Annotated in this window: 20 protein-coding genes; 12 read left to right on the top strand and 8 right to left on the bottom strand. The window is 58.2% G+C overall.

The window, feature by feature from the left end; translation table 11 throughout:
- The first annotated feature begins 2 nt into the window (after positions 1–2).
- From puuE to AB8818_RS01355, 4 genes are all read left to right on the top strand, one after another.
- Positions 3–1,274, top strand: a complete 1,272-nt coding sequence (puuE, locus tag AB8818_RS01370) for a 4-aminobutyrate transaminase (protein ID WP_371199734.1) — start codon at positions 3–5, stop codon at positions 1,272–1,274.
- 151 nt (positions 1,275–1,425) lie between these two features.
- Positions 1,426–2,913 carry a carboxypeptidase M32 gene (locus AB8818_RS01365; protein ID WP_192981448.1) on the top strand — a complete coding sequence of 496 codons (1,488 nt, stop codon included), beginning with the start codon at positions 1,426–1,428 and terminating at the stop codon, positions 2,911–2,913.
- Positions 2,914–3,141: 228 nt separating this feature from the next.
- Positions 3,142–3,516 carry an acid resistance repetitive basic protein Asr gene (asr, locus tag AB8818_RS01360; RefSeq protein WP_032642591.1) on the top strand — a complete coding sequence of 125 codons (375 nt, stop codon included), beginning with the start codon at positions 3,142–3,144 and terminating at the stop codon, positions 3,514–3,516.
- A gap of 279 nt (positions 3,517–3,795) precedes the next feature.
- Positions 3,796–4,617: a serine protease gene (locus AB8818_RS01355; protein WP_163329111.1), complete on the top strand. Its 822-nt coding sequence runs from the start codon at positions 3,796–3,798 to the stop codon at positions 4,615–4,617.
- Between the two features lie 38 nt (positions 4,618–4,655).
- Here the strand turns inward: AB8818_RS01355 and mdtI are convergent, their stop codons facing one another.
- Both mdtI and mdtJ read right to left on the bottom strand, forming a co-directional pair.
- Positions 4,656–4,985 carry a multidrug/spermidine efflux SMR transporter subunit MdtI gene (gene mdtI, locus AB8818_RS01350; RefSeq protein ID WP_116340271.1) on the bottom strand — a complete coding sequence of 110 codons (330 nt, stop codon included), beginning with the start codon at positions 4,983–4,985 and terminating at the stop codon, positions 4,656–4,658.
- Positions 4,972–5,334 carry a multidrug/spermidine efflux SMR transporter subunit MdtJ gene (gene mdtJ / locus AB8818_RS01345; protein ID WP_116341143.1) on the bottom strand — a complete coding sequence of 121 codons (363 nt, stop codon included), beginning with the start codon at positions 5,332–5,334 and terminating at the stop codon, positions 4,972–4,974. The genes mdtI and mdtJ overlap by 14 nt, the downstream gene beginning before the upstream one ends.
- Positions 5,335–5,756: 422 nt before the next feature.
- Between mdtJ and AB8818_RS01340 the strand changes: the two genes are divergently transcribed.
- Positions 5,757–6,791 (top strand): AI-2E family transporter, encoded by a 1,035-nt coding sequence (locus AB8818_RS01340; RefSeq protein ID WP_116340273.1) that lies wholly within the window; start codon positions 5,757–5,759, stop codon positions 6,789–6,791.
- Positions 6,792–6,794: 3 nt separating this feature from the next.
- Here the strand turns inward: AB8818_RS01340 and AB8818_RS01335 are convergent, their stop codons facing one another.
- Positions 6,795–7,742, bottom strand: coding sequence for a zinc-dependent alcohol dehydrogenase family protein (locus AB8818_RS01335; protein ID WP_192981450.1), 948 nt, complete (start codon positions 7,740–7,742; stop codon positions 6,795–6,797).
- A 28-nt stretch (positions 7,743–7,770) separates the two neighbouring features.
- Positions 7,771–8,796 carry an LLM class flavin-dependent oxidoreductase gene (locus AB8818_RS01330; RefSeq protein ID WP_116340277.1) on the bottom strand — a complete coding sequence of 342 codons (1,026 nt, stop codon included), beginning with the start codon at positions 8,794–8,796 and terminating at the stop codon, positions 7,771–7,773.
- A gap of 178 nt (positions 8,797–8,974) precedes the next feature.
- Here AB8818_RS01330 and yajD point away from each other — a divergent pair, with 178 nt between their 5' ends.
- The gene (yajD, locus tag AB8818_RS01325; RefSeq protein WP_003857471.1) at positions 8,975–9,322 is read left to right on the top strand and encodes an HNH nuclease YajD; all 348 of its coding nucleotides are present in this window, start codon (positions 8,975–8,977) and stop codon (positions 9,320–9,322) included.
- Positions 9,323–9,350: 28 nt separating this feature from the next.
- On the opposite strand, the gene AB8818_RS01320 is transcribed toward yajD, so the two are convergent.
- Positions 9,351–10,136, bottom strand: coding sequence for a MipA/OmpV family protein (locus AB8818_RS01320; protein ID WP_192981452.1), 786 nt, complete (start codon positions 10,134–10,136; stop codon positions 9,351–9,353).
- A 124-nt stretch (positions 10,137–10,260) separates the two neighbouring features.
- Here AB8818_RS01320 and AB8818_RS01315 point away from each other — a divergent pair, with 124 nt between their 5' ends.
- The 4 genes from AB8818_RS01315 (at position 10,261) to AB8818_RS01300 (ending at position 16,450) form a co-directional block, all read left to right on the top strand.
- The gene (locus AB8818_RS01315; RefSeq protein ID WP_192981454.1) at positions 10,261–10,956 is read left to right on the top strand and encodes a response regulator; all 696 of its coding nucleotides are present in this window, start codon (positions 10,261–10,263) and stop codon (positions 10,954–10,956) included.
- Positions 10,953–12,149: a cell wall metabolism sensor histidine kinase WalK gene (locus AB8818_RS01310; protein WP_192981456.1), complete on the top strand. Its 1,197-nt coding sequence runs from the start codon at positions 10,953–10,955 to the stop codon at positions 12,147–12,149. Before AB8818_RS01315 ends, AB8818_RS01310 begins: the two co-directional genes overlap by 4 nt.
- A gap of 78 nt (positions 12,150–12,227) precedes the next feature.
- Entirely contained in the window at positions 12,228–13,376 is a 1,149-nt protein-coding gene (locus AB8818_RS01305) for an efflux RND transporter periplasmic adaptor subunit (protein WP_163329099.1), read from the top strand.
- Positions 13,373–16,450 carry an efflux RND transporter permease subunit gene (locus AB8818_RS01300; RefSeq protein WP_163329097.1) on the top strand — a complete coding sequence of 1,026 codons (3,078 nt, stop codon included), beginning with the start codon at positions 13,373–13,375 and terminating at the stop codon, positions 16,448–16,450. Before AB8818_RS01305 ends, AB8818_RS01300 begins: the two co-directional genes overlap by 4 nt.
- Before the next feature lie 22 nt (positions 16,451–16,472).
- On the opposite strand, the gene AB8818_RS01295 is transcribed toward AB8818_RS01300, so the two are convergent.
- Positions 16,473–17,240, bottom strand: coding sequence for an arylamine N-acetyltransferase (locus AB8818_RS01295; protein ID WP_192981458.1), 768 nt, complete (start codon positions 17,238–17,240; stop codon positions 16,473–16,475).
- A gap of 96 nt (positions 17,241–17,336) precedes the next feature.
- On the opposite strand from AB8818_RS01295, the gene AB8818_RS01290 reads away from it, so the two are divergent.
- Complete coding sequence (locus tag AB8818_RS01290; RefSeq protein ID WP_192981459.1) at positions 17,337–18,791, top strand: PLP-dependent aminotransferase family protein; 1,455 nt, start codon at positions 17,337–17,339, stop codon at positions 18,789–18,791.
- Here the strand turns inward: AB8818_RS01290 and AB8818_RS01285 are convergent.
- Positions 18,763–19,647 (bottom strand): LysR family transcriptional regulator, encoded by an 885-nt coding sequence (locus AB8818_RS01285; RefSeq protein ID WP_192981461.1) that lies wholly within the window; start codon positions 19,645–19,647, stop codon positions 18,763–18,765. The genes AB8818_RS01290 and AB8818_RS01285 overlap by 29 nt on opposite strands.
- A 135-nt stretch (positions 19,648–19,782) precedes the next feature.
- On the opposite strand from AB8818_RS01285, the gene AB8818_RS01280 reads away from it, so the two are divergent.
- Positions 19,783–20,763: a nitronate monooxygenase family protein gene (locus AB8818_RS01280; RefSeq protein ID WP_116340283.1), complete on the top strand. Its 981-nt coding sequence runs from the start codon at positions 19,783–19,785 to the stop codon at positions 20,761–20,763.
- A gap of 41 nt (positions 20,764–20,804) precedes the next feature.
- On the opposite strand, the gene AB8818_RS01275 is transcribed toward AB8818_RS01280, so the two are convergent.
- Positions 20,805–21,860, bottom strand: a complete 1,056-nt coding sequence (locus AB8818_RS01275) for an SDR family oxidoreductase (RefSeq protein ID WP_192981465.1) — start codon at positions 21,858–21,860, stop codon at positions 20,805–20,807.
- Positions 21,861–21,919 lie beyond the last annotated feature (59 nt).

Below are 21,919 nucleotides of genomic sequence, written 5' to 3'. Positions count from 1 at the left end.
ACATGAGTAACCAGGAATTTCATCAGCGCAGACTTTCTGCCACCCCGCGCGGCGTAGGCGTAATGTGTAATTTCTTTGCCCGCACGGCGGAGAATGCCACTTTCACCGACGTGGAAGGCAATGACTATATTGATTTCGCCGCAGGGATCGCGGTACTAAATACCGGCCATCGTCACCCTGAACTGGTGGCCGCAGTGGAAAAACAGCTTCACCAGTTCACCCACACGGCCTACCAGATTGTGCCGTATGAAAGCTACGTTTCCTTAGCCGAAAAACTTAACGAGCTGGCCCCGGTGCAGGGCCCGGCCAAGACGGCGTTCTTCACAACGGGCGCGGAAGCGGTGGAAAATGCCATTAAAATCGCCCGGGCCCACACCGGCAGACCGGGTGTGATTGCCTTCGGGGGAGGCTTTCATGGCCGAACCTATATGACCATGGCCTTAACCGGCAAGGTCGCGCCCTATAAGCTGGGGTTTGGTCCGTTCCCCGGGTCGGTTTATCACGTGCCGTATCCCTCTGAGCTGCACGGCATTACGACGCAGGATGCCATCACGTCGATAGAGCGCCTGTTCAAAGCGGATATAGAGGCGAAACAGGTGGCGGCGATTATTTTTGAACCCATCCAGGGTGAAGGCGGATTCAACGTCGCCCCGCCAGAGCTGGTGGCCGCCATCCGCCGCATCTGCGATGAGCATGGGATCGTGATGATTGCTGACGAAGTGCAGAGCGGCTTCGCCCGTACGGGTAAACTGTTTGCCATGGAACACTACGCGGACAAGCCCGACCTGATGACAATGGCGAAAAGCCTGGCAGGCGGAATGCCGCTGTCCGGCGTGGTGGGCCGCGCCGAAATCATGGACGCGCCGGCTCCCGGCGGTCTGGGAGGAACCTATGCAGGCAACCCGCTGGCGGTGGCCGCCGCGCACGCGGTGCTGAATATTATCGACAACGAGTCACTGTGCGCCCGCGCCTGCCATCTGGGCGATCAACTGAAAGCCACGCTGGAGGAAATTCAGGGCAGCTTTCCTGCGCTCGTGGCGATAAGGGGAAGAGGATCGATGATTGCGGCGGAGTTTTTTGATCCCGAGAGCCGTGAACCTTCGGCCGCCATCGCGCAGGCGATCCAGCAAAAGGCACTCGCCCAGGGCCTGCTGTTGTTGATCTGCGGCCAGTACGGCAACGTGATCCGCTTCCTTTATCCGCTGACGATTCCGGATGCCCAGTTCACCCAGGCGCTGGCGATCCTGCAACAGGTTATGCGTGATAAGTCCTGAGTGCCCACCGAAAACCGTCTCCCGGAATGCCGGGGGACGGTTTCAACGGAGGAGATCGGCACAGATTTCCTCCGTGTGGGAAATGTTGGGGAATTTGGTCTGTTTCATTGTATGCTCCATGAAACACATCCCTGGCATGAGGAAATAAGAATTGCAAAAAACATCAGCCTATCAATCACTTGTCAAAACCTTCCAGCGTCTCTCCCGCTTCTCGCACCTCTCCTCCATCGCCAGCTGGGACATGTTCACCATGATGCCGCCAGGCGGCAGCGCCGCGCGCGGTGAAGCGCTGGCGGAAATGAGCGTTCTGCAACATCAGATCCTGACCGATAAAAAAGTCGGCGACCTGTTAGCGGCCGCAGCAGGAGAAGATCTGAACGACGTTGAACAGGCTAATCTGCGCGAAATGACGCGCCACTACCAGCAGGCGACCCTGCTACCGGAATCGCTGGTGGAAGCCAAATCGCTCGCGGGAAGCAAATGCGAGCACGCTTGGCGCACACAGCGCCCCGCCAACGACTGGCTGGGCTTTTCCGCCAACCTGAAAGAAGTGGTGAAACTCAGCCGCGAAGAGGCCCGCCTGCGCGCCGAAGCTAAAGGCTGTACGCCATACGACGCGCTGCTGGACATTTTTGAACCGGACATGACCAGCGCCCGCCTGGACGTGCTGTTTGGCGATATGAAAACCTGGCTGCCGGACCTGCTGGCAAGCGCGGTGGAGAAACAGGCTCAGCGGTCGTTCGTTCCGCCGCAGGGCCCCTTCCCGACGGCAACCCAGCGCGAGCTGGGTCTGGAAGCCATGAAGATGCTCGGCTTCGATTTTAACGGCGGCCGCCTGGACGTTAGCGCTCACCCGTTCTGCGGCGGCGTCCCGGAGGACGTTCGCATTACCACGCGCTATGACGAAAATGAACTGCTCAGCGCGCTATTTGGCGTGATCCACGAAACCGGACACGCCCGCTACGAACAAAACCTGCCGCGCGCCTGGGCCGGACAGCCCGTGGCGCTGGCGCGCTCAACGGCAATCCACGAATCTCAGAGCCTGTTCTTTGAAATGCAACTGGGACGCAGTGAAGCCTTCCTCAAGCATCTTCTCCCTGCGGTGCACGCCCGTTTTGGCAGCCAGGCGGCGTTTAGCGAAGAGAACTTTATTGCCTGGAACCAGCGCGTGAAGCCTGGCTATATCCGCGTCGATGCGGACGAAGTGAGCTACCCGGCACACGTGGTGCTGCGCTATGAGATTGAGCGCGTGCTGATCAACGGCGAGATCGAGGTGGACGATATCCCCGCCCTGTGGGATGAAAAAATGCAGGCCTGGCTCGGGTTATCCACCAAAGACAACTACCGCAACGGCTGCATGCAGGATATCCACTGGACCGACGGCGGGTTTGGTTACTTCCCGTCATACACGCTGGGCGCGATGTATGCCGCGCAGCTGTTCCATGCGGCAAAGACCGCGCTTCCGGGACTGCAGGCTTCCATCGCTGAAGGCGATTTTTCCGCCCTCTTTGAGTGGCTGCGTCAGAACATCTGGCAGCACGGCAGCCGCTTCAGCACGTCGCAGTTAATCACCCAGGCGACGGGCGAGGATCTGAATATCCGTTACTTCCGCGAACATCTGACCTCGCGCTATTTGTAATCTGTTTGGCCGGGGGTGAGGGACCTCAAGTAAAAGAGCCGTATGTACCCCCTCACCCCAGCCCTCTCCCTCAAGGGAGAGGGGGGCGTCCGTGCAGAACCCCGGCCTTGTACATATGGTTACACGCCGATACCAATCACTCACGGAAACCCCGAATTTACAGGGATATAGTTATTTCAACGGCCCCGCAGTGGGGTTAAATGAAAAACCAAATTCGAGGGTATGAACATGAAAAAAGTATTAGCTCTGGTTGTTGCCGCTGCTATGGGTCTGTCTTCTGCTGCGTTCGCTGCTGAAACCACCGCTGCACCAGCGGCTGCGGCACCTGCTGCAACGACCACCGCGGCGCCAGCAAAAACCGTACATCACAAGAAACACCATAAAGCCGCTAAACCGGCTGCAGAACAAAAAGCGCAGGCGGCTAAAAAGCACCACAAAAAAGCCGCTAAACCAGCCGTAGAGCAAAAAGCCCAGGCGGCTAAAAAGCACCATAAAAAAGCGGCTAAACCAGCCGTAGAGCAAAAAGCCCAGGCGGCGAAAAAGCATCACAAAAAAGCAGTAAAACACGAAGCTGCTAAACCAGCTGCACAGCCAGCTGCGTAAGAGTACAAGCTTAACCGTGCCCTGCGGGGCACGTTGGTAAACCGGCGCTGAACCGGAAAAGGTTCTGCGCCGTTTTTTTTATCCGGAGGGCGTATGCTGCGACGCTATCGGTTTGAGCTGATTCTGATCCTGCTTATTTTATGCGCGCTCATCGCAAGCCATTTTTATCTTTCCTGACTGTAGCACGCTGATTTTACTCCCACTTTAGCGCCGTCCCGTCTATAGTATTTTCATAGGGTTCACTTTTAATAATCATAATTACCCCCACCAGAGTGTGATATGCGTAAATCTGTTGTGTTGTTGCTGGGAACGTTTGGCCTTTTTTCTGGATTTTCACAGGCGGATGATGGCGATGATGGTGCCATTAGCGCGAAAGAGCTAAAGACGCTTTTTTTCGGTCATGACGATCGTACTCGCGTCTCCGACCCTACCCAGGCCCCCTGGGATGCGATCGGGCAACTGGAAACCGCCAGCGGTAACCTGTGTACTGCAACCCTGATTACCCCACAATTAGCTCTGACGGCGGGCCACTGCCTGTTGACGCCACCCAACGGTAAGCCAGACAAAGCGGTAGCCTTACGATTTGTGTCGCAAAAAGGGATCTGGCGCTATGAAATCCACGGCATTGAAGGCCGGGTTGATCCTTCTCTCGGGAAGCGACTGAAGCCGGATGGTGACGGCTGGATAGTGCCGCCCGCGGCAGCCTCATGGGATTTTGGCCTGATTATTTTACGCTACCCGCCTTCGGGTATTACGCCGCTGCCCCTGTTTGACGGAGATAAAGCGGCGCTGACCGCCGCGCTGAAAGCCGCCGACCGCAAGGTGACGCAGTCTGGCTATCCGGTCGATCATCTGGATGCGCTCTACACCCACACGGACTGTATCGTGACGGGCTGGGCACAAACCAGCGTGCTTTCGCACCAGTGTGATACGTTGCCGGGCGACAGCGGTTCACCGCTGATGCTGAAAACCGATAACGGCTGGCAGCTGATTGGCGTTCAAAGCTCCGCCCCGGCGGCGAAAGACCGCTGGCGAGCCGATAACCGGGCCCTGTCCGTCACCGGCTTTCGCGATAAGCTGGAAGCGCTGGCTAAAGAGTAAGCCAGCGCAGTTGTCGGTGAGTAAGGGTTACCGATTGATCAGGCGAGTTTTATCATGATCATGCCCGCAAGCAGCAATATCAGCCCTATCCAGCCTTTATTATTTAAACGCTGCCCGAAAAGCACCCACCCGGCGGCCAGGGTGGCGGCGATACCAAAACCGCCCCACAGCGCATAGGCCACTGAAAGATCGATACCTTTGACCGCTTGTGACAGGGCGCTAAACGCTCCCAGCACCGCGGCAATCGACATCAGGCCGTATATTTTACGGCGAAAACCGTCGGAGAATTTCAGCAGAACGTTAGCGAAAATTTCCAGCACGATAGCGAAGCCCAGCCAGGCCGCATGAACCCATTCAAACTGTTGCATGGTTCTGCTCCTTCTGCTGTTTAGTCGGTTTACGGGTACCTGATTTAATCAGCACGATGCCCGCAACCAGCGTCGTTAATCCTGCGATTTTCATTGTTGTTAATGTTTCGTCAAATATCAGGACGCTGAACAGCGTAATCAATAAAATACCAATACCTTCCCAAAGCGCATACGCCACGCCCAGCGCAATTTTTTTCACCGCAAACGAAAGGAAAATATAGGAAAGTGAAATCATCACCAGCATTAAAATAAAACCGGTATTACCCTCGCTGACGCTTGCCCACTTCATAGACAGCGTGCCGGTAATTTCAGCGACAATCGCCAGAGCTAATAAGATCCAGTAAAACATGTTTTTCTCCTGCTTGAGAATATAATCCATCGTGGCCCGCCGCATGCAGCAAACCCAAAAAATATGAAATTAAATCAGACAGCTAAGCGCGTAGCGCCAGCTCAGGCAGAAGAGATAACTATAGTGCGGTGCGCCAGTGTTGCTCACCAGCAAGCAGGGAGAAGGAGGTGGTAAATACAGCAGTGTTGTTTGAAGAATACGTCCTGAACAAATTGTCCATAAAATTACAATTATCCGCGTTGTTGCTTCTCGTCTTTGCGGATGAAAATTGTCCTCGGTAGTTGAACACGCTAGATTTGTACCATAAGCCAGGATTTTACTCAAAGTCTTTTCAATTCTTTACCCGTCCCGTTTGATTTTGGTTAGTTTATTGCAGGGCGTTTACCCTTTATTATGAAGAAAAAGCGTTTTTCGGAGTCACCATGGCTAAACCCATTATTACCCTGAACGGGATAAAAATTGTCATCATGCTGGGCATGCTGGTGATCATACTGACGGGCGTTCGTTTTGCCGCCGACATCATTGTGCCCTTTATTCTGGCCCTGTTCGTTGCGGTGATCCTTAACCCGCTGGTACAGCGCATGACGCGGCTGCGCATCCCGCGCGTGCTGGCCATTACCCTGCTGATTAGCGTCATTATTTTCGCCATGGTGTTACTGGTTGCTTATCTGGGTACCTCGCTGAACGAACTGGCGCGAACGCTGCCGAAATACCGCTCCTCACTGGCGATACCGTTGCTGCAGCTTGAGCCCTGGCTACAGCGCGCGGGAATAGAAGTCTCCGTTGAGGAGCTTCTTAAATATATCGACCCTAATGCGGCAATGACGATCGTCACAGGCCTGCTGACGCAGCTTTCCAATGCCATGACCTCCATTTTTCTGCTGTTTTTAACGGTCGTGTTCATGCTGCTGGAGGTGCCACAGCTGCCCGCAAAGTTACAGCATATTATGGTTCGTCCGGTTGAAGGAATGGGGGCTATTCAGCGCGCGCTGGACAGCGTTTCCCGCTATCTGGTACTGAAAACCGCCATTAGCCTGGTTACCGGGGTGGTGGTCTGGGGAATGCTGGTGGCGCTGGACGTTCGCTTTGCGTTCGTCTGGGGGTTACTGGCGTTTGCGCTCAACTACATTCCCAACATCGGCTCCGTGCTGGCAGCGATCCCCCCTATTCTTCAGGTGCTGGTGTTCAGCGGATTTTATGATGCGCTGATTCTGCTGGCCGGCTATCTGGCGATTAATCTGGTATTCGGTAATATTCTTGAACCACGAATGATGGGACGCGGGCTGGGGCTTTCGACGCTGGTCGTCTTTTTGTCCCTGATTTTCTGGGGCTGGCTGCTCGGCCCCGTAGGCATGCTGCTCTCCGTTCCGCTGACCATCATCGTGAAGATTGGTCTGGAACAGACGGCGGGCGGGCAAAGCATCGCCGTACTGCTGAGCGATATGAGCCATCAGTAGCCGTCATTCCGCCATCGACAGGAGGGGCTTGCTTGCCCTTCCGCCTTCACGATAAACCCTGAGCGCCTTCTGCCAGTCCGTCAGAGGGTATACCGTACCGGGGCTGTACTCGCTGCCGCGCATCCGGGGCCAGATTTGATCGAACTCCGCGCGCCACGCCTCAGCGCTGAGCCTGTCCAGATAGTTACGAATATGGAACCACGCCACGCGAGGCAGGGGCCGCTGCTGGCGGAAGGTCTGCCCGGAGAGCAGCCCATAGCAGACAAATATACCCTGCTCAGGCATCACGTTCAGGATCGCTTCCGCAAGCACCCCGCCGGTTGCATCGTAAACGACGTCGGCACGCGAGGCGACGCTGGCGATCTTCTGCATGTCATGCTGTGCGACAGGAACAATCCCCATCGCCGCCAGCCGCTCAGCGTGAACGGGCGAACGATGAATACCGTACACCGCGTCAGCCCCCGCCAGACGCGCCCACTGCCCGAGCAGAACGGCGCAATCAGAACCGGCGGCCGTGAGCAGCACCCGCTTTCCCTGCGGTGGATAGTGGGTCAGCATCATCTGCGCCGCCAGAGGATTGATATAGGCCCGCGCGGCCAGGCATGAATCGAGATCGTCCGGAACGGGGATAGCATACTCTGCCGGGCAATCGACATAGCGCTGCCAGGTGCCCTGCCCGCGCAGCGGCAGAACGCGTTTACCCTCCAGATGCGCAAACGACGCGGGCGCCTGAATGACAACGCCGACGCCTTCATACCCCACGACGGCGGGTAACGGAGTTCTGTGGCGATAGGCGCCGGTAATGGGAATGAGATCGGACGCGTTCACCGGTGCAAACAGCATTCGCACGCGGAGGTGTCCCGGTGCAAGCGCGCCCGGCGACGCGGTTTCAGGTTGCAGAACAGATTCTGGCTCGCCAAAACGGCGATACCAGAGGGCCAGATTTTCCATTACGATCTCACGGCTGACGGCGGAATACCTAATCGCGCCAGCCCATTGCCGGTGCGACATGTTTGAGAATGGACTCAATCACGTGCGCATTGTAATCCACACCAAGCTGGTTCGGTACGGTCAGTAATAATGTATCAGCCTCGGCAATCGCCTCGTCCTTTTTCAACTGCTCTATCAGCTTGTCAGGCTCTGCGGCATAGCTGCGTCCGAAGATCGCGCGCGTTTTCTCATCAAGATACCCCACGCTGTCGCTGTCGTTGCGGCTGGCGCCGAAGTACATCCGGTCGCGGTCGTCCATCAGTGCAAAAATACTGCGGCTAACCGAGACGCGCGGCTGTCGCGTATGCCCGGCCTCTTGCCAGGCCTGGCGGTACGCGCGGATCTGTTTTGCCTGTTGAATATGGAACGGCTCGCCGGTTTCATCGTCTTTCAGGGTTGAGCTTTGCAGGTTCATTCCCAGCTTTGCGGCCCATACGGCCGTCGCATTCGAACCGGCACCCCACCAGATACGCTCCCGCAAACCTTCTGAATAAGGCTCCAGGCGCAGCAGCCCCGGAGGATTCGGGAACATCGGCTGTGGATTCGGCTTTGCAAACCCTTCTCCGCGCAGTACCTCAAGCAGCACCTCGGTATGACGGCGCGCCATGTCCGCTTCGTTTTCTCCTTCCTGCGGGACATAGCCGAAATGACGCCAGCCATCAATGACCTGCTCCGGGGAGCCCCGGCTGATGCCAAGCTGCAGACGACCGCCGGAAATCAGATCCGCCGCGCCCGCATCTTCAGCCATGTACATCGGATTTTCATAGCGCATATCAATCACGCCGGTACCGATTTCGATGGTTTTTGTTTTTGCGCCTATTGCCGCCAGCAGGGGGAACGGCGAGCTAAGCTGTCGGGCAAAGTGGTGCACGCGGAAATACGCGCCGTCTGCCCCCAGCTCTTCGGCCGCCACGGCCAGGTCGATGGACTGCAGCAGCGTATCTGCCGCCGAACGCGTGCCGGACTGCGGAGAAGGCGTCCAGTGACCAAATGATAAAAACCCGATCTTTTTCATAACAGTGTGTCCTGATAATGCATTGCGTTCTCTCTACTTTACGCATTACCCGGTGAGAATAAATGCCGTTTATTTAACGGAAAGCGTCAAATAAATTGACGGAATTGAGCGGTTCGTCATTCCGCTTCATAATGGGATATAATATCCCCCACTTTTTTCATGGCAGGTAAAACCGGCAATGGCTCTGATCCCTAAAAACTACGCGCGACTGGAAAGCGGCTATCGCGAAAAAGCATTAAAAATCTATCCCTGGGTCTGCGGACGCTGCTCGCGGGAGTTCGTCTATTCCAACCTGCGTGAATTGACGGTTCACCATATCGATCACGACCATACCAACAACCCGGAAGATGGCAGCAACTGGGAACTGTTGTGCCTGTTTTGCCACGATCACGAGCATTCGAAATACACCGAAGCGGATCAGTACGGCACCACCGTGGTCGCCGGTGAAGATGCGCAAAAAGATGTGGGCGTCGCCACCTTTAACCCGTTTGCCGATTTAAAAGCGATGATGGATAAGAAGAAATAATCCCCTCGCCCACATCGCGCTCCGCGAATTAGAATGTCCAGGTGATAGCGGCGGTTGCAGACCCCTCATTGCGCCGCATCACAATCGGGCTATCATTGGCATGGTCGCCAAGCCAGGTATAGTCCGCACTCAGCACCGTCCCCCAGTGGGCATCGAACTGATGGCTCCAGGTCAGACTGGTTTCGACGCCATAAAATCCACCCGGCGCTGAATAGCGGCGATATCCGCTGCGGCGGCTCTGCTGCTCGCTGACCCCATACCAGGTATTCAGATAATGGCTGTCGCCAAACAGGGCCGCAGACTGAAAGGCGACCGTATCCTGGTTATTTTGTACGGGGACTAGCGTCACGGAGGCCTGATAGCTGGCCCCCTGGCTGTCCGTTAAAGGCAGCGTCGCTTTCCCCTCCACACTCAGCCAGGGCGCGGCCTGCCAGCCCACTGCAAGGCCGGTATTCAGGGTGGTATCAATGTCCCCCATCCCTTTCAGATTGTTTGCGCCCTCACGCCAGCCAGAATTTTTCTCAGCCCTTCCGAAGTCATAGCCCAGCGTGTGTTCGAAGTACCAACCGCTGTCGTTTTGCAGGTCATATCCCACCCCTTTTTGCGCATCAATAAAGAAAGCGCCTTTACGACCCTGCAGCACCGGAACCACCTGCCACACCTGCTTGTCTGAGCCTGAGTAACGCGGGGCATACTGCCCTCCCAGCCCGACGGTTAAGGAATCGGACGCGGAGCCATCATCCGCCTGCGCGCCGGACGTCACGACCATCAGAAGCGGGACGGACATATACAGGACTTTTTTTATCGCTATCATACTGCTCTCCATACAGACGCTGGCGTCACCTGATACAGGGGCGGCCACATAATGTTGGCGCAGTATGATTTGGCTGAATCAATGAATCGTCGGGATAGTGTTAAGAAATGGTCAAGGTGAACGGATGTTGTCCAGAAGAGTGCTGATTATTGAAGATGACGCCGATGCGGCTGGCGTGCTCGAAGCCTATTTACGGCGTGAAAATTACGACGTGACCATTACCGGAGACGGTCTTTCCGGGTTGGATATGGCGCAGCGGTGGAAGCCCGACCTCATCCTGCTGGACGTGATGCTGCCGGGGCTTAACGGCACCGAGGTGCTGGCTGGTGTGCGCCGTAAAAGCGATGTGCCGGTGATTATGGTCACGGCCATGGGGGATACCCCCGACCGCATTGGGGCCCTGCGGTACGGTGCCGATGATTACGTTGTGAAGCCTTATCATCCGGGGGAAGTGGTGGCTCGGGTACAGGCGGTGCTGCGGCGCAGCAGTAAAAAAGAGACAGACGAAGCGATCCTTCGCTGGCAAACGCTGGAGGTGGATGTGGGCGCCATTGTGGCGAGCGTGGATAACGGCGGCGACGCGCCTGTGATGCTCGATCTTACGCCAACGGAATTCTCGATTCTGGCAACGCTGCTGCGTTCTCCTGCGCACCCGTTCTCCCGCCAGTATTTACTGGAACACTGCTTGCCGGAAAGCGAGGCGCTGGAGCGCGTGGTGGACACCCATATTTATAACCTGCGTAAAAAACTCGAAGTGGCGGGTATTTCCGGCGTGCTGATCAACGTTCGCGGCGTGGGTTACAGGTTCAGACAGCCATGATAAAAAACCGGCACTCGTCTCTGTGGCGCTGGATTTGCGCCCGCATCTTAGCGCTGGCCATCGGCAGCGTGATCGTCATTGCCACCTGCATGTGGCTACGTTATGCGGTGCAGAACTACTGGATAATGGGCAAAATGCCAGCGGCTGTCCGGCAGGAGTTTCTTACGCTCAGCCAGAACCCGCAGGCCAATCCGGCCCGCTTCCACACGATTGTGGACACCTGGTGGGGCCTCAGCTACTCCACGCCGTCTATCGCCTCAGCCGACTGGGTCACGGTGGCCCTGCTGGTGCTGGTAATGATCCCGTTTATTGTGGTGATGGGTCTAAAACACGCCCGGCCGCTGGCGCAGCAGTTCAGCCGCCTTCGCGATGCAGCAAAGGATGTCGCCGACGGGCAGTTTGGCCGTCAGGCGGAACTTATCAAGGATGCACCGGCGGAAATGGTCAGCTTTGCGACCGATTTTAACTCCATGACGGGGCAACTCGCCCGCTATGAAAAAGAGCTCCGCGCCTCACACGTCGCGATGGCGCACGAGCTGCGCTCGCCCCTGACGGCCGCCATTGGGCGTCTGCAAGGCATGTTAGACGGCGTGTTTGATGCCAGCCCGGCGCAGCTGGGCATGGTGATGAAACAGCTCCAGCACCTCAACCGCCTCACCGATGAGCTCCACCTTCTCTCGTTGGCCGACGCGGGTAACCTTGTGCTGGAGGACCAGCCGTTCTGTCTGGATGAGCTGATTCAGGAGCGGGCAGCCTGGATCATGCCCCAGGCTGATGCGCATAATTTCCGGATAATCCTTCGTAACCCGCGTACCTGCCCCTTCAGAGGCGATGCGTTCCGCCTGGGACAGGTCGTTACTATCCTCATGGAAAATGCGCTACGTTACGGACGCGATGGCGGCCACCTTGAGGTGGCACTGTACTACGCCCGCGGGCATTACACCCTTGAATTTACCGATGACGGGCCGGGCGTATCGCCCCAGTTTTTACCGGAAATGTTTAAACGTTTTAGCCGCGAGGAGCAGTCCCGCGCGCGGCATTCCGGCGGCAGCGGCCTCGGCTTGTCCATCGCACGGGCGATTTGTCAGGCGCATGGGGGTGAGATTAGCGCGTCATTACCGGAAACCGGCGGCCTCGCCGTGCGCATTTTGCTGCCCTGGCATCCGTCCGATAATGAAAATCGCCACTCTTGATAAAGCCTTGACAGAACATCGAATCTTTCTCGACGTAGCGCGCATTTAATAACGCCATTCCCTTTATGGAGCGGCGTTATGTCAGACGAATTTTTTCTCTCCCTCCGCCACTGCCTGCATCATTTGTACGGCGTGGCGCGCACCCTTTCCTGGCTGCATTTTCTTCCCCTGGCCCTGCTTGCGCTGGCGATTTTTCCGCTGACCGGCTGTGGTGATAAACACGAAAATAAGCCCGTTCCTGCACGGGCGGTACGCTACGTCGTCGTTGGCACCGATCAAACCCTTCCCGCGCTGGAAAGAACCGGTGAGATCCATGCCCACGATGAAACGACCCTGAGCTTTCGTACCGGGGGCCGGATACTGACCCGCAGCGTTGATATTGGTGACCGGGTCACTGCCGGACAACTGCTGGCCACGCTTGACAATACGACCGGGCAGAATCAGCTCGACAGCGCTGAGGCCGACTATGAAGGCGCCAAAGCCTCCGCGCAGGTCGCCGCGCTTAACGTCAGTCGAATGCAAAAACTCATGCCAACGGGGGCAATAGCCCGCACGCAGCTCGACAGCGCCCGTGCGGACTGGCTTGTCGCCCGCGCGCGCTTAAAAAGCAGCGAGGCCGCGCGGCGAAATGCCCGCGAAAGCCTCGGCTGGACGCGCCTGATCGCGCCACAAGCGGGCATCATCACGGCCGTGAACGCCTCTGTGGGACAGGTTGTCAGCGACGCTCAGTCCGTGCTGACGCTGGCGACCGGGGAAGAACGCGATGTGATGTTTGATATTGCCACTCCCGATGCGATCCCGCCTCTGGATAAGGCGGTGTTGCGGGTTTCCCTTCTCAGCGCCCCGTCAGTACAGGCGTCTGCCGTGCTGCGGGATATCACCCCGCAGGCCGATCCTCAGACCCGCACCTGGCGCGTCAGAGCCACCCTGCAAAACCCGCCGTCGGCCATGGCGCTGGGTGCCAGCGTTACCGTCACGTTGCCATCGTCAGCCCCGCACGGGTACACCCTTCCCGCATCCGCGCTGACCCGTGCCGGCGACAAACCGGCGGTTTTTGTGATTACCCCGCAGTCGCGGGCGCAGCTGCGCGTGGTGGTACCCGCGAGCTATACGGCTACCTCCGTCATGATTGCCTCCGGCCTTGAGCCCGGCGATCGGGTGATTACCGCGGGCGTGAGCACATTGCGGTCCGGCGAGCCGGTGATGGCCGGAGAGGTTCAGCCATGAACACAGGACAGGAAGCCAAATTTAACCTCTCCGCCTGGGCGCTGAAGAACCAGCAGATGGTCAGCTTTTTTATGCTGCTGGTGATTGCGATGGGCGTGTTCTGCTATGAGAAGTTGCCGCGTAACGAAGATCCGGCTTTTACCATTAAAACGGCCGTCGTCTCCGCGCAGTGGCCGGGAGCATCCGTGGCGGATACCACCCGCCTGCTGACCGATACGCTTGAAAAAAAGCTGCAGGAAACACCCTGGCTGGACTATCTCGAAAGTGAAACCCGGGCCGGACGCACCGTTATCCATGTCAACCTCCGTGACGATACGCCCCCGCAAAGCGTGCCGGACATCTGGTATCAGGTTCGCAAAAAAATGCAGGACATCGCGCCGTCCCTGCCTGAAGGGGTGCAGGTTCCTGCCGTGGACGACGAATTTGACGACACGTTCGGCACAATTTATGCTTTTATTCCCGAAGGTTTCACCCTGCGGGAGGTGCGGGATCGCGTAGAGACCTTACGACGCGAGCTTATGTCCCTGCCGGATATGGGCAAAACAACCCTGCTGGGCGAACAGCAGGAGCAGTGGGTTCTCGCCTTTTCTCCAGCACGCCTGGCCGGGATGGGGCTCGATATTCAGACGATCGCCGACGCCCTCCGGGCGCAGAACGCGGTTGTCCCGGCAGGCACTATGCGTACCGGACAGGAGAACATGGCGATAAAAGTCAGCGGGGCGCTCACGACCGAAGAGAGTTTACGGGCCGTCACGCTGCACGTGAACAATCGCTATATACCGCTGACCGACATTGCCACCGTCACCCGGGAAATCGCCGAGCCACCGGCCCCGGCCTACCGGGTGAACGGCAAACCGGCTATCGGGCTGGCGGTGTCGATGGCGCCAACGGGCAACATGCTGCGTTTCGGTGCTGCGCTGAACGCCAGAATGGCGGCCCTCAGCGCCGGGCTGCCGCACGGTATCGAGATGGTGAAAGTCGCCGATCAGTCAGCGGTGGTCAGTGACGCGGTAAGTGGGTTTATCCGGGTGCTTATCGAAGCCGTTATTATCGTGCTGGCGGTTTCATTTGTCTCACTGGGTTTACGGGCCGGGCTGGTGGTGGCGACGGCCATCCCGCTGGTGCTCGCCATGACGTTTGCCGGCATGATGTTCGCCGGCATTGGCCTTCAGCGCATCTCGCTCGGGGCGCTGATTATTGCCCTGGGCCTGCTGGTGGATGACGCCATGATCGCCGTCGAAACGATGGTCTCCCGGCTGGAAGCGGGGGATTCCCGTCGGCATGCGGCCACCCATGCATTCAAAACGACGGCCTTCCCGATGCTCACCGGTACCCTGGTGATGATTGCCGGTTTTATTCCCGTTGGTTTTGCGGCCTCCAGCGCCGGTGAATACTGTTTTTCCCTGTTTGCCGTGGTGCTCATTGCCCTGCTCTGTTCCTGGGCTGTCGCGATCCTGTTTTCGCCGCTGACGGGTACGTGGCTGCTGCCGGAAAAAGTCAGACATCACGCGGCGGGCCCCGGAAGGATCGCGCGCGGGTACGGACGGCTTTTACGCCTGGCACTGCGCCACCGGCTCGCTACCGTACTGATTGCGCTTTTCGCGCTGGGGCTGTCAGCGTACGGCACGACATTTATGCAGGGCGAGTTCTTCCCCGCCTCGGACCGGCCTGAGCTGCTGGTCAGCCTGACGCTTCCGGCCAACGCGTCGCAGGCGGAAACGCTAAGAGAGGTGGAAAAGCTGGAAAAGGCGCTGGCAGGCAACGGCAACATCAATCGCTATTCGACGTACGTCGGGTCCGGCGCCATCCGTTTTTACCTGCCGATGGACGTGCTGCTGGAAAATGAAAATATCGCCCAGATGGTTGTGGTGGCTAAGGATCTTGAGGCGCGGGATCGTCTGCATGCGCAGCTCAACAGGATCCTGGCGACGCAGTTTAGCGATATCATCACGCGCGTGTCGCCCCTTGAGCTGGGGCCCCCCGTCGGCTGGCCAATCAAATACCGGGTGAGCGGGCCTGACTATCTGCAGGTTCGGGCGTTTGCGAACCGTCTCACGGACGCGATTGGGCAGTCCCCGTTCTCACGCGACGTTAACCAGACGGCCGGAGAGCCGGAGAGGGTCATAACCCTTGAGGTGAATCAGACGGCGGCCAGGGCGGCGGGAATATCATCAGAGAGCCTCGCCCGCACGCTGAATACCGTCTGGTCCGGCAGCGTTGTCACGTCTATCAGGGATAACGACCGCCTTGTCGACGTGGTGCTCCGGGCCACGGACGATGCACGTCACAGCACCGCCACCCTCTCCTCGCTCACGATCCAGGGGAATGACGGTAAAAAAATTCCGCTCAGCGCCGTCGCGACGCCGGTCTGGGGCGTGGACGATCCGGTCATCTGGCGTCGGCAACGCGTGCCCTTTATCACGGTGCAAACGGATCTTGCCCCGGGGCTGAAGGCTGAAGCGGTATCTGCAGCGCTGCGTCCGGCGGTCGATAAACTGCGCGCGAGCCTGCCGGCAGGTTACAGCATTGAAGAAGGCGGCGCGGTTGCCGAATCGGATAAGGGGAACAGCTCCGTCTTCACCGTTCTTCCGGTGACGCTGGTCATCATGCTGTTGCTGCTGATGCTTCAGTTGCGGCGATATTCCCGGATGCTGCTGGCACTCCTGATGGCCCCGTTTGGTTTACCGGGGATCGTGCTGGCTATGCTGCCCGGCGGAACGCCGATGGGGTTTGTCGCGCTGCTGGGCGTCATCGCACTGGCGGGGATGATCGTGCGTAACGCGGTGATATTGATTAGCGAGGTTGACAGCAATCTTGCTCAGGGGATGACAAACGATGCCGCGATTATGGCGGCTGCGGAACACCGGGCCAGGCCCATCTGTCTGACCGCCTGTGCCGCCATTCTGGGCATGATCCCCATTTCTCACCAGGTATTCTGGGGCCCAATGGCCTATGCCATTATCGGCGGGCTGCTGTCTGCGACGCTGGTGACGCTGACCGTGTTACCCACGTCGTTTAGCCTGCTGTTACAGTGGGGAGCTCAGCGCAACGCCACAGAAGACGGACTGCGCTGAGGCTCCACCGTTTCCCGGCTGATTACGCGGCGGTCAGCGCAAAACGGTCTTTCAGGACCTGGTGGATTTCCTCCTCCGCCAGCTGCCGCGTTTCAGTGCCGTTCGCCGTGATGGTTTTCAGCACATCGCCCAGTAAAATCAGGCGTCCTTCAGGGCGATGCTGCACCACCACCCGCTTCTGCACAAAGATCGCATCCGGGTGCGTGGAGTTAAGGTAGTTGGCCGGAACAAAATCAATCCATTCCTGAGGCGTGAGATCAAAGCCATACTGCCGGGCCCATTCTCCCTCCACCTTCGCCTCAAGCAGATATTCGCCCTCCGCGCTGCGGCTTAGTCGAAACGTGTCGAAATCCTGCGTGATATCCACATCAAGCGTGTCCAGCGCCATCGGCGCACGAATACCGTAGCTGCCAAACCCGAGGTCGCAAAGCCACAGTCGGCTATCTACCTCAGCGATGAGCGCCATATGGGTTTTAGGTCGCCGCACGGGGTAGAACATCGGCCGCGCCGCCACGAAACGGTAAGGTATCCCTAACGCCGCCAGCGCCATGGCAAAAAGCCCGTTCACCTCATAGCAGTAGCCGCCGCGCCCCTGCGTTAACACCTTATCGGCAATGTCGTCTGGCGCCAGCGAGATAATTTTACCCGCCTGCACGTCCAGATTCTCAAAGGGAACGGAAAAGAGCTGATGGCGCATCAGCGCATGCAGAGTGGCCGTATCGGCAGCCGCCGGTCCGGTGTAGTTTATGCGTTTGAAATAGGTGGAAATGTTGAAATTATCGCCGTGCATAATGCCTCCTTGTCCTGAACATGCCGGACACTATAGATGGCGTGCATCATTGGCTGTATAGTCAGTTTTATCGAAAATTAGCCTGAACAGATCCCCATGTCCGCCCCGTCCCAGTCGTCCCCACACTATCGCCGAATTGCTGAGATGCTGCGCCTCACGCTGACCTCTGGCGCGCTGCGCGCCGGTGACAGGATGATCTCCGCACGTAAATTGGCCGAGCGCGAGCACGTTAGCCTTCCGACGGCGCTGGAGGCCCTTCGCTGCCTTGAGGCTGAAGGGCTGATTGTTGCGCGCCCGCGTTCAGGTTATTACATCCGCCAGACCAGCCTGCCTCCGCGCGTGGAGCCCGCACGTTCCTCACCTGGCCCGGTTCCCGTCACCATGTCCGCCGTGGCCCGGTCGCTGTTCAGCAGTGCAGAAGCCAGGCTGATCCCGCTGGGCGCCGCCCTGCCCGATCCCGCGTGGCTGCCGGGAGATGCGCTGCAGAGGGCGCTGCACTCTGCGGGTCGTCGTCTGGACGCGCATGGACAGAGCTACAGCCTGCCTCCGGGAAGGGGGGATTTGCGAAGTAAGATTGCCGCGCGTTCTGCACAGTGGGGAGCCCGGTTCGGCGCAGACGATCTGATTATTACCGCAGGTGCGACGCAGGCGCTGCGCCTGGCCCTTCGGGCCGTGTGTCAGCCAGGCGATGTCGTGGCGATTGAGCAGCCCGCCTACTTTGGCACGCTCCTGCTGCTGGAGGATTTAGGCCTGAAGGCCTTAGCGATCCCCACCGACCCTGTCGAAGGCCTGCTGCTGGAACCGCTGGCAGACGCCATTCGCTGCCACCGCCCTGCTGCCGTTCTGGCCTCGCCCACCGTGCAAAACCCGTTGGGTGCCAGCATGCCCGTCGCGCGCAAGCAGGAACTGGTTGCCCTGCTTGAAGAGGCAGAAATTCCTTTGATTGAGGATGATGTTTACGGTGACCTGGTCGGCGAGGGGCAACGCCCTCCGGCCTGCAAGGCGTTCGACCAGAGCGGGAATGTGATCTACTGCAGTTCCCTGTCAAAAACGCTTGCGCCGGGCTGGCGAATCGGCTGGATTGCCGCCGGACGCTACCACCCGCAGGTCTTACAGGCCCGCATGGCCGGAGACTGGGCCGGCACGCCGCTGCTGGAAGCCGCAACCAGCGAGATGCTGGCAAGCGGCGACTACGATCGCCATCTCCGGAGGCTAAAGCGCCGGGTCGCAGAGGGGATCCACGCCGTTGTCGCGCGGGTCGAGGCCAGCTTCCCACCCGGCACGCGCGTTAGCGTACCCGCAGCCGGTTTCCTGCTGTGGGTAGAACTGCCTCAGCAGGTCAGTGCGCTGGAGGTGCACCGTCGTGCGCTGGCGCTGGGCATCGGCGTCAGCCCTGGCCCCCTGTTTTCCCCGAGAGCAGAGTTAACGCATTTTCTGCGGCTGAACTGCGCAAACGAACCCACGCCCCGCCTGCTGAACGCCGTGGACCAGATTGGCGCGCTGTGTCACGAGCTGGCCGCTTTCACACCAGAGTCTCCAGCCACTCGGTAAAGACCCGCACCTTGCGGGAGAGGTGTCGGTGTGGATAGAGCAGCGACAGCTTGCGGTCCGGCGAGCGATAGTCTGGCAAGACTTCAACCAGAAGACCGCGGTCAATGTAAGGCTGGAGAAAAAGATTCATCCCCTGCATTAACCCCAGCCCGGCAAGGCCAGCCGCAATGTAGGCCTCGGAGTTATCCACGACAAGCTTACCGGGCAGGGTAATCTCCGCGATGCCTTCCGGCGTGGTAAACGTCCACGGCTGAATGTGTCTGCTGCGGTTATTAATCCAGTTGATGGCCTGATGCTTGCGTAAATCATCCGGCGTTTCTGGCGTACCGTGTTTTGCCAGCCAGGCCGGGCTGGCGCAGGTCGTGATGTTGATGTTCCCGATTTTACGCGCGATATACTCGCCGTCCTCCAGCTCTCCCACCCGCAGCACGCAGTCAAGACCGTCCCTGAGCATATCCCGACGGCGGTCAGAGCTGCTCAGAATGATGTCGATTTCAGGATGCTGCCGATAAAAATCAGGCAGATTAGGGATCACCCGTAGCGTGGCAAAAGAGACCGGCATATCCACACGCAGCTGACCGTGTATTGCCCGGTCCGTACCAAACGACTCCAGTAATTCGTCCGCCTGCGCCAGCAGAGGTTTACTCCGGCGATAAAACGCATCGCCATCCGGCGTCAGACTGATTCGACGCGTTGTTCGCTGCAGCAAACGCGTGCCGCTGTGCTGCTCCAGAAGCTGTAACGCTTTGGTGACCGCCGGGCGATGGACCTGCAGATTTTCCGCAGCCTGGGTCAGGCTCCCCGACTCGACAATTTCAATAAAAATTCGAATAGCTTCAAAGAGGTTTATTTGCATAAGGGATGCTTTTGCCGCGATCAGAATAACGTTATTGTTATTAATTTTATAACAGTGATGAATTTTTTTGGCTATTTTTCCTAACAATCCTGCGCCCTACACTCTTCCCCATTCAAACGTAAGGGAGAGTCTGCTATGAAAAATAACCGTATTTGTCAGATCCTGGGTATCGAAAAACCTGTTATTCAGGGGCCGTTATCCTGGCTCACGGATGCCCGCCTGGTCGCCGCGGTCAGCAATGCCGGCGGGCTCGGCGTGCTGGGGCCCAATGCCGGTTTAACCGCCGACACGGCGGTCTCCACGCCGGAAGAGACCGCCGAAAAAATGCGCGAAGAAATTCGTAAAACCAAACGGCTGACCGAAAAACCGTTTGGCGTGAACCTGATCCCCACGGCCGTTAATGACGTCTGGACTGGGCCTATTCTTCAGGTGGTGAAAGACGAAGGCGTCAGGGCCGTGGTGTATACGGGCTACGGGGAAGGCAGCATTATTCCCGCGCTGTTCAGCGAGTTAAAAGAGGCGGGTATCGCCATTATCTACCGCGACATCAATCCAACGCCGGAGAACACCCGCCTCGCAGAAGAAATGGGTGCTGACATTATCGTTGCTACCGGTTTTGATGAGGGCGGAACGTTACCCGCAACGGTGCTTGGCACCTTTTCCATCGTGCCGCTGATTGCCGATGCCGTGAAGCACATCCCGGTGATGGCCGCGGGCGGCATTACCGATAATCGCACCGCCAGAGCGGCCCATGCATTAGGCGCGGAAGGCGTGTTTGCCGGGTCGGTCTTTATCAGCACGGAAGAAAGCCGCGTGCCGCAGGGAGTCAAAGAGAAAATTGTTGCTGCCAACGGTCTCGATTTGCTGCTTTTCCGCACCGTGCCCCATTACTACCGCGCTCTTCCCGGCAAGCTGGCGGAAAAACTGGCGTCGATGGATAAAGCAGGCGCAAGCAACGAAGCGCTGGGCAAGGCGATGGGAGGATTACGGGGTCTGCGCCTGGGCATGCTGGAAGATAATACCGATGAAGGCTATATCGCGCTCGGCACGGGGATTGGGAACATCCACAGCGTGAAAAGCGTGGCCGAGGTTGTTAATGCCTTAACGGTTGAGTAAATCCCCCGGCGTCCTGGCTTGCACCTGGACGCCCAGATTTATCAGGGAATAATCCGCGCCGCTCTCAGCTGCGCGAACAGGCTGAAAAACATCTCATCCGTCGCCTGCATCCGCGTGAAGCCCGACCGCCGCAGCTTGCTGCCGTCACCAAACATGTCGTAGTTCCAGCTGAAGACGAAATCGGCAAACTGCCCATCGCTCAGCTGCAAAATATCCGCTTCCACCAGCCCTTCCCCGGCAAGATCGCGCCATACGCCGCGATAGTCCGTAAACAGCTGGTGAAACGACAGCCTCACCGGCGGCGCAGAGTCCAGTTCAAACCAGCGGGCAATGCGCGGCCACAGTTCGCTCCAGCGCCAGATATCGCCATTATTCACGTTGAACGCCTGATTCTGTGCCGCCGGTGACGTAGCCGCCCACAGCGTGGCCTCCGCCAGCAGTCCGGCATCGGTATAATCCACAATGCTGTGCCAGGTCTGTTCCGAACCGGGAAAACGCAGCGGTAACCCCAGCGCCTTACACAAAGAGGCATACAGGGCGATACTCAGCGCAAGGTTCATGGTATTACCGGGCACCGCACTGCCCACCACGCCCGGCCGAATGGCATTCCAGTGCCAGCGTTTCCCCTGCTGAAACTGGCTGAGCCACGCGAGCTGCGCGGCGTTAAATTCGGCACCGGGCACGCCAGGATCGCTTTCGCGAGCCGGAGTTTTAAACGGCCCCAGGTGTGCGCCATACACTTTGTAGCCTTGCATCAGGCTGACCGTCTGCAAAGGTGCCGTTTTTTCGAGGGTGCTGACCAGGTTACGCAGCATAGTGACGTTCGGCTCAACCATCTCTGTCCAGTTCGCGGCGTTCACCCAGGCGCTGTAAAAGAGATGGGTAACCCTGCTCAGCGATTGCAGCGCCCGCGCGCTGTCCTTAGCATCCAGCAAATCGACGTTCACCACTGGAATGCCGTCAGGATGGGATAACGCCTGACGGCTCAGGCCGATCGCTTCCCATCCATTGTGCAGAAGCGTTTTAACAAGCTGTCTGCCGACAATTCCGCTCGCGCCCGCGACCAGGGCGACATTTTGTTGCTGCATCTTATCCATCGTGTTTCTCCAGAAAGGGTGACAGATGCAGTGTCATATATTATTTTTTTAGTGAATAT

The sequence above is a fragment of the Enterobacter sp. KB-280D8 genome (genome assembly GCF_041399405.1).
In the GTDB taxonomy this organism is placed as follows: domain Bacteria; phylum Pseudomonadota; class Gammaproteobacteria; order Enterobacterales; family Enterobacteriaceae; genus Enterobacter; species Enterobacter cloacae_N.
Note: the sequence above shows the minus strand (reverse complement) of the source record. Positions and strands in the feature narration are given on the sequence as shown.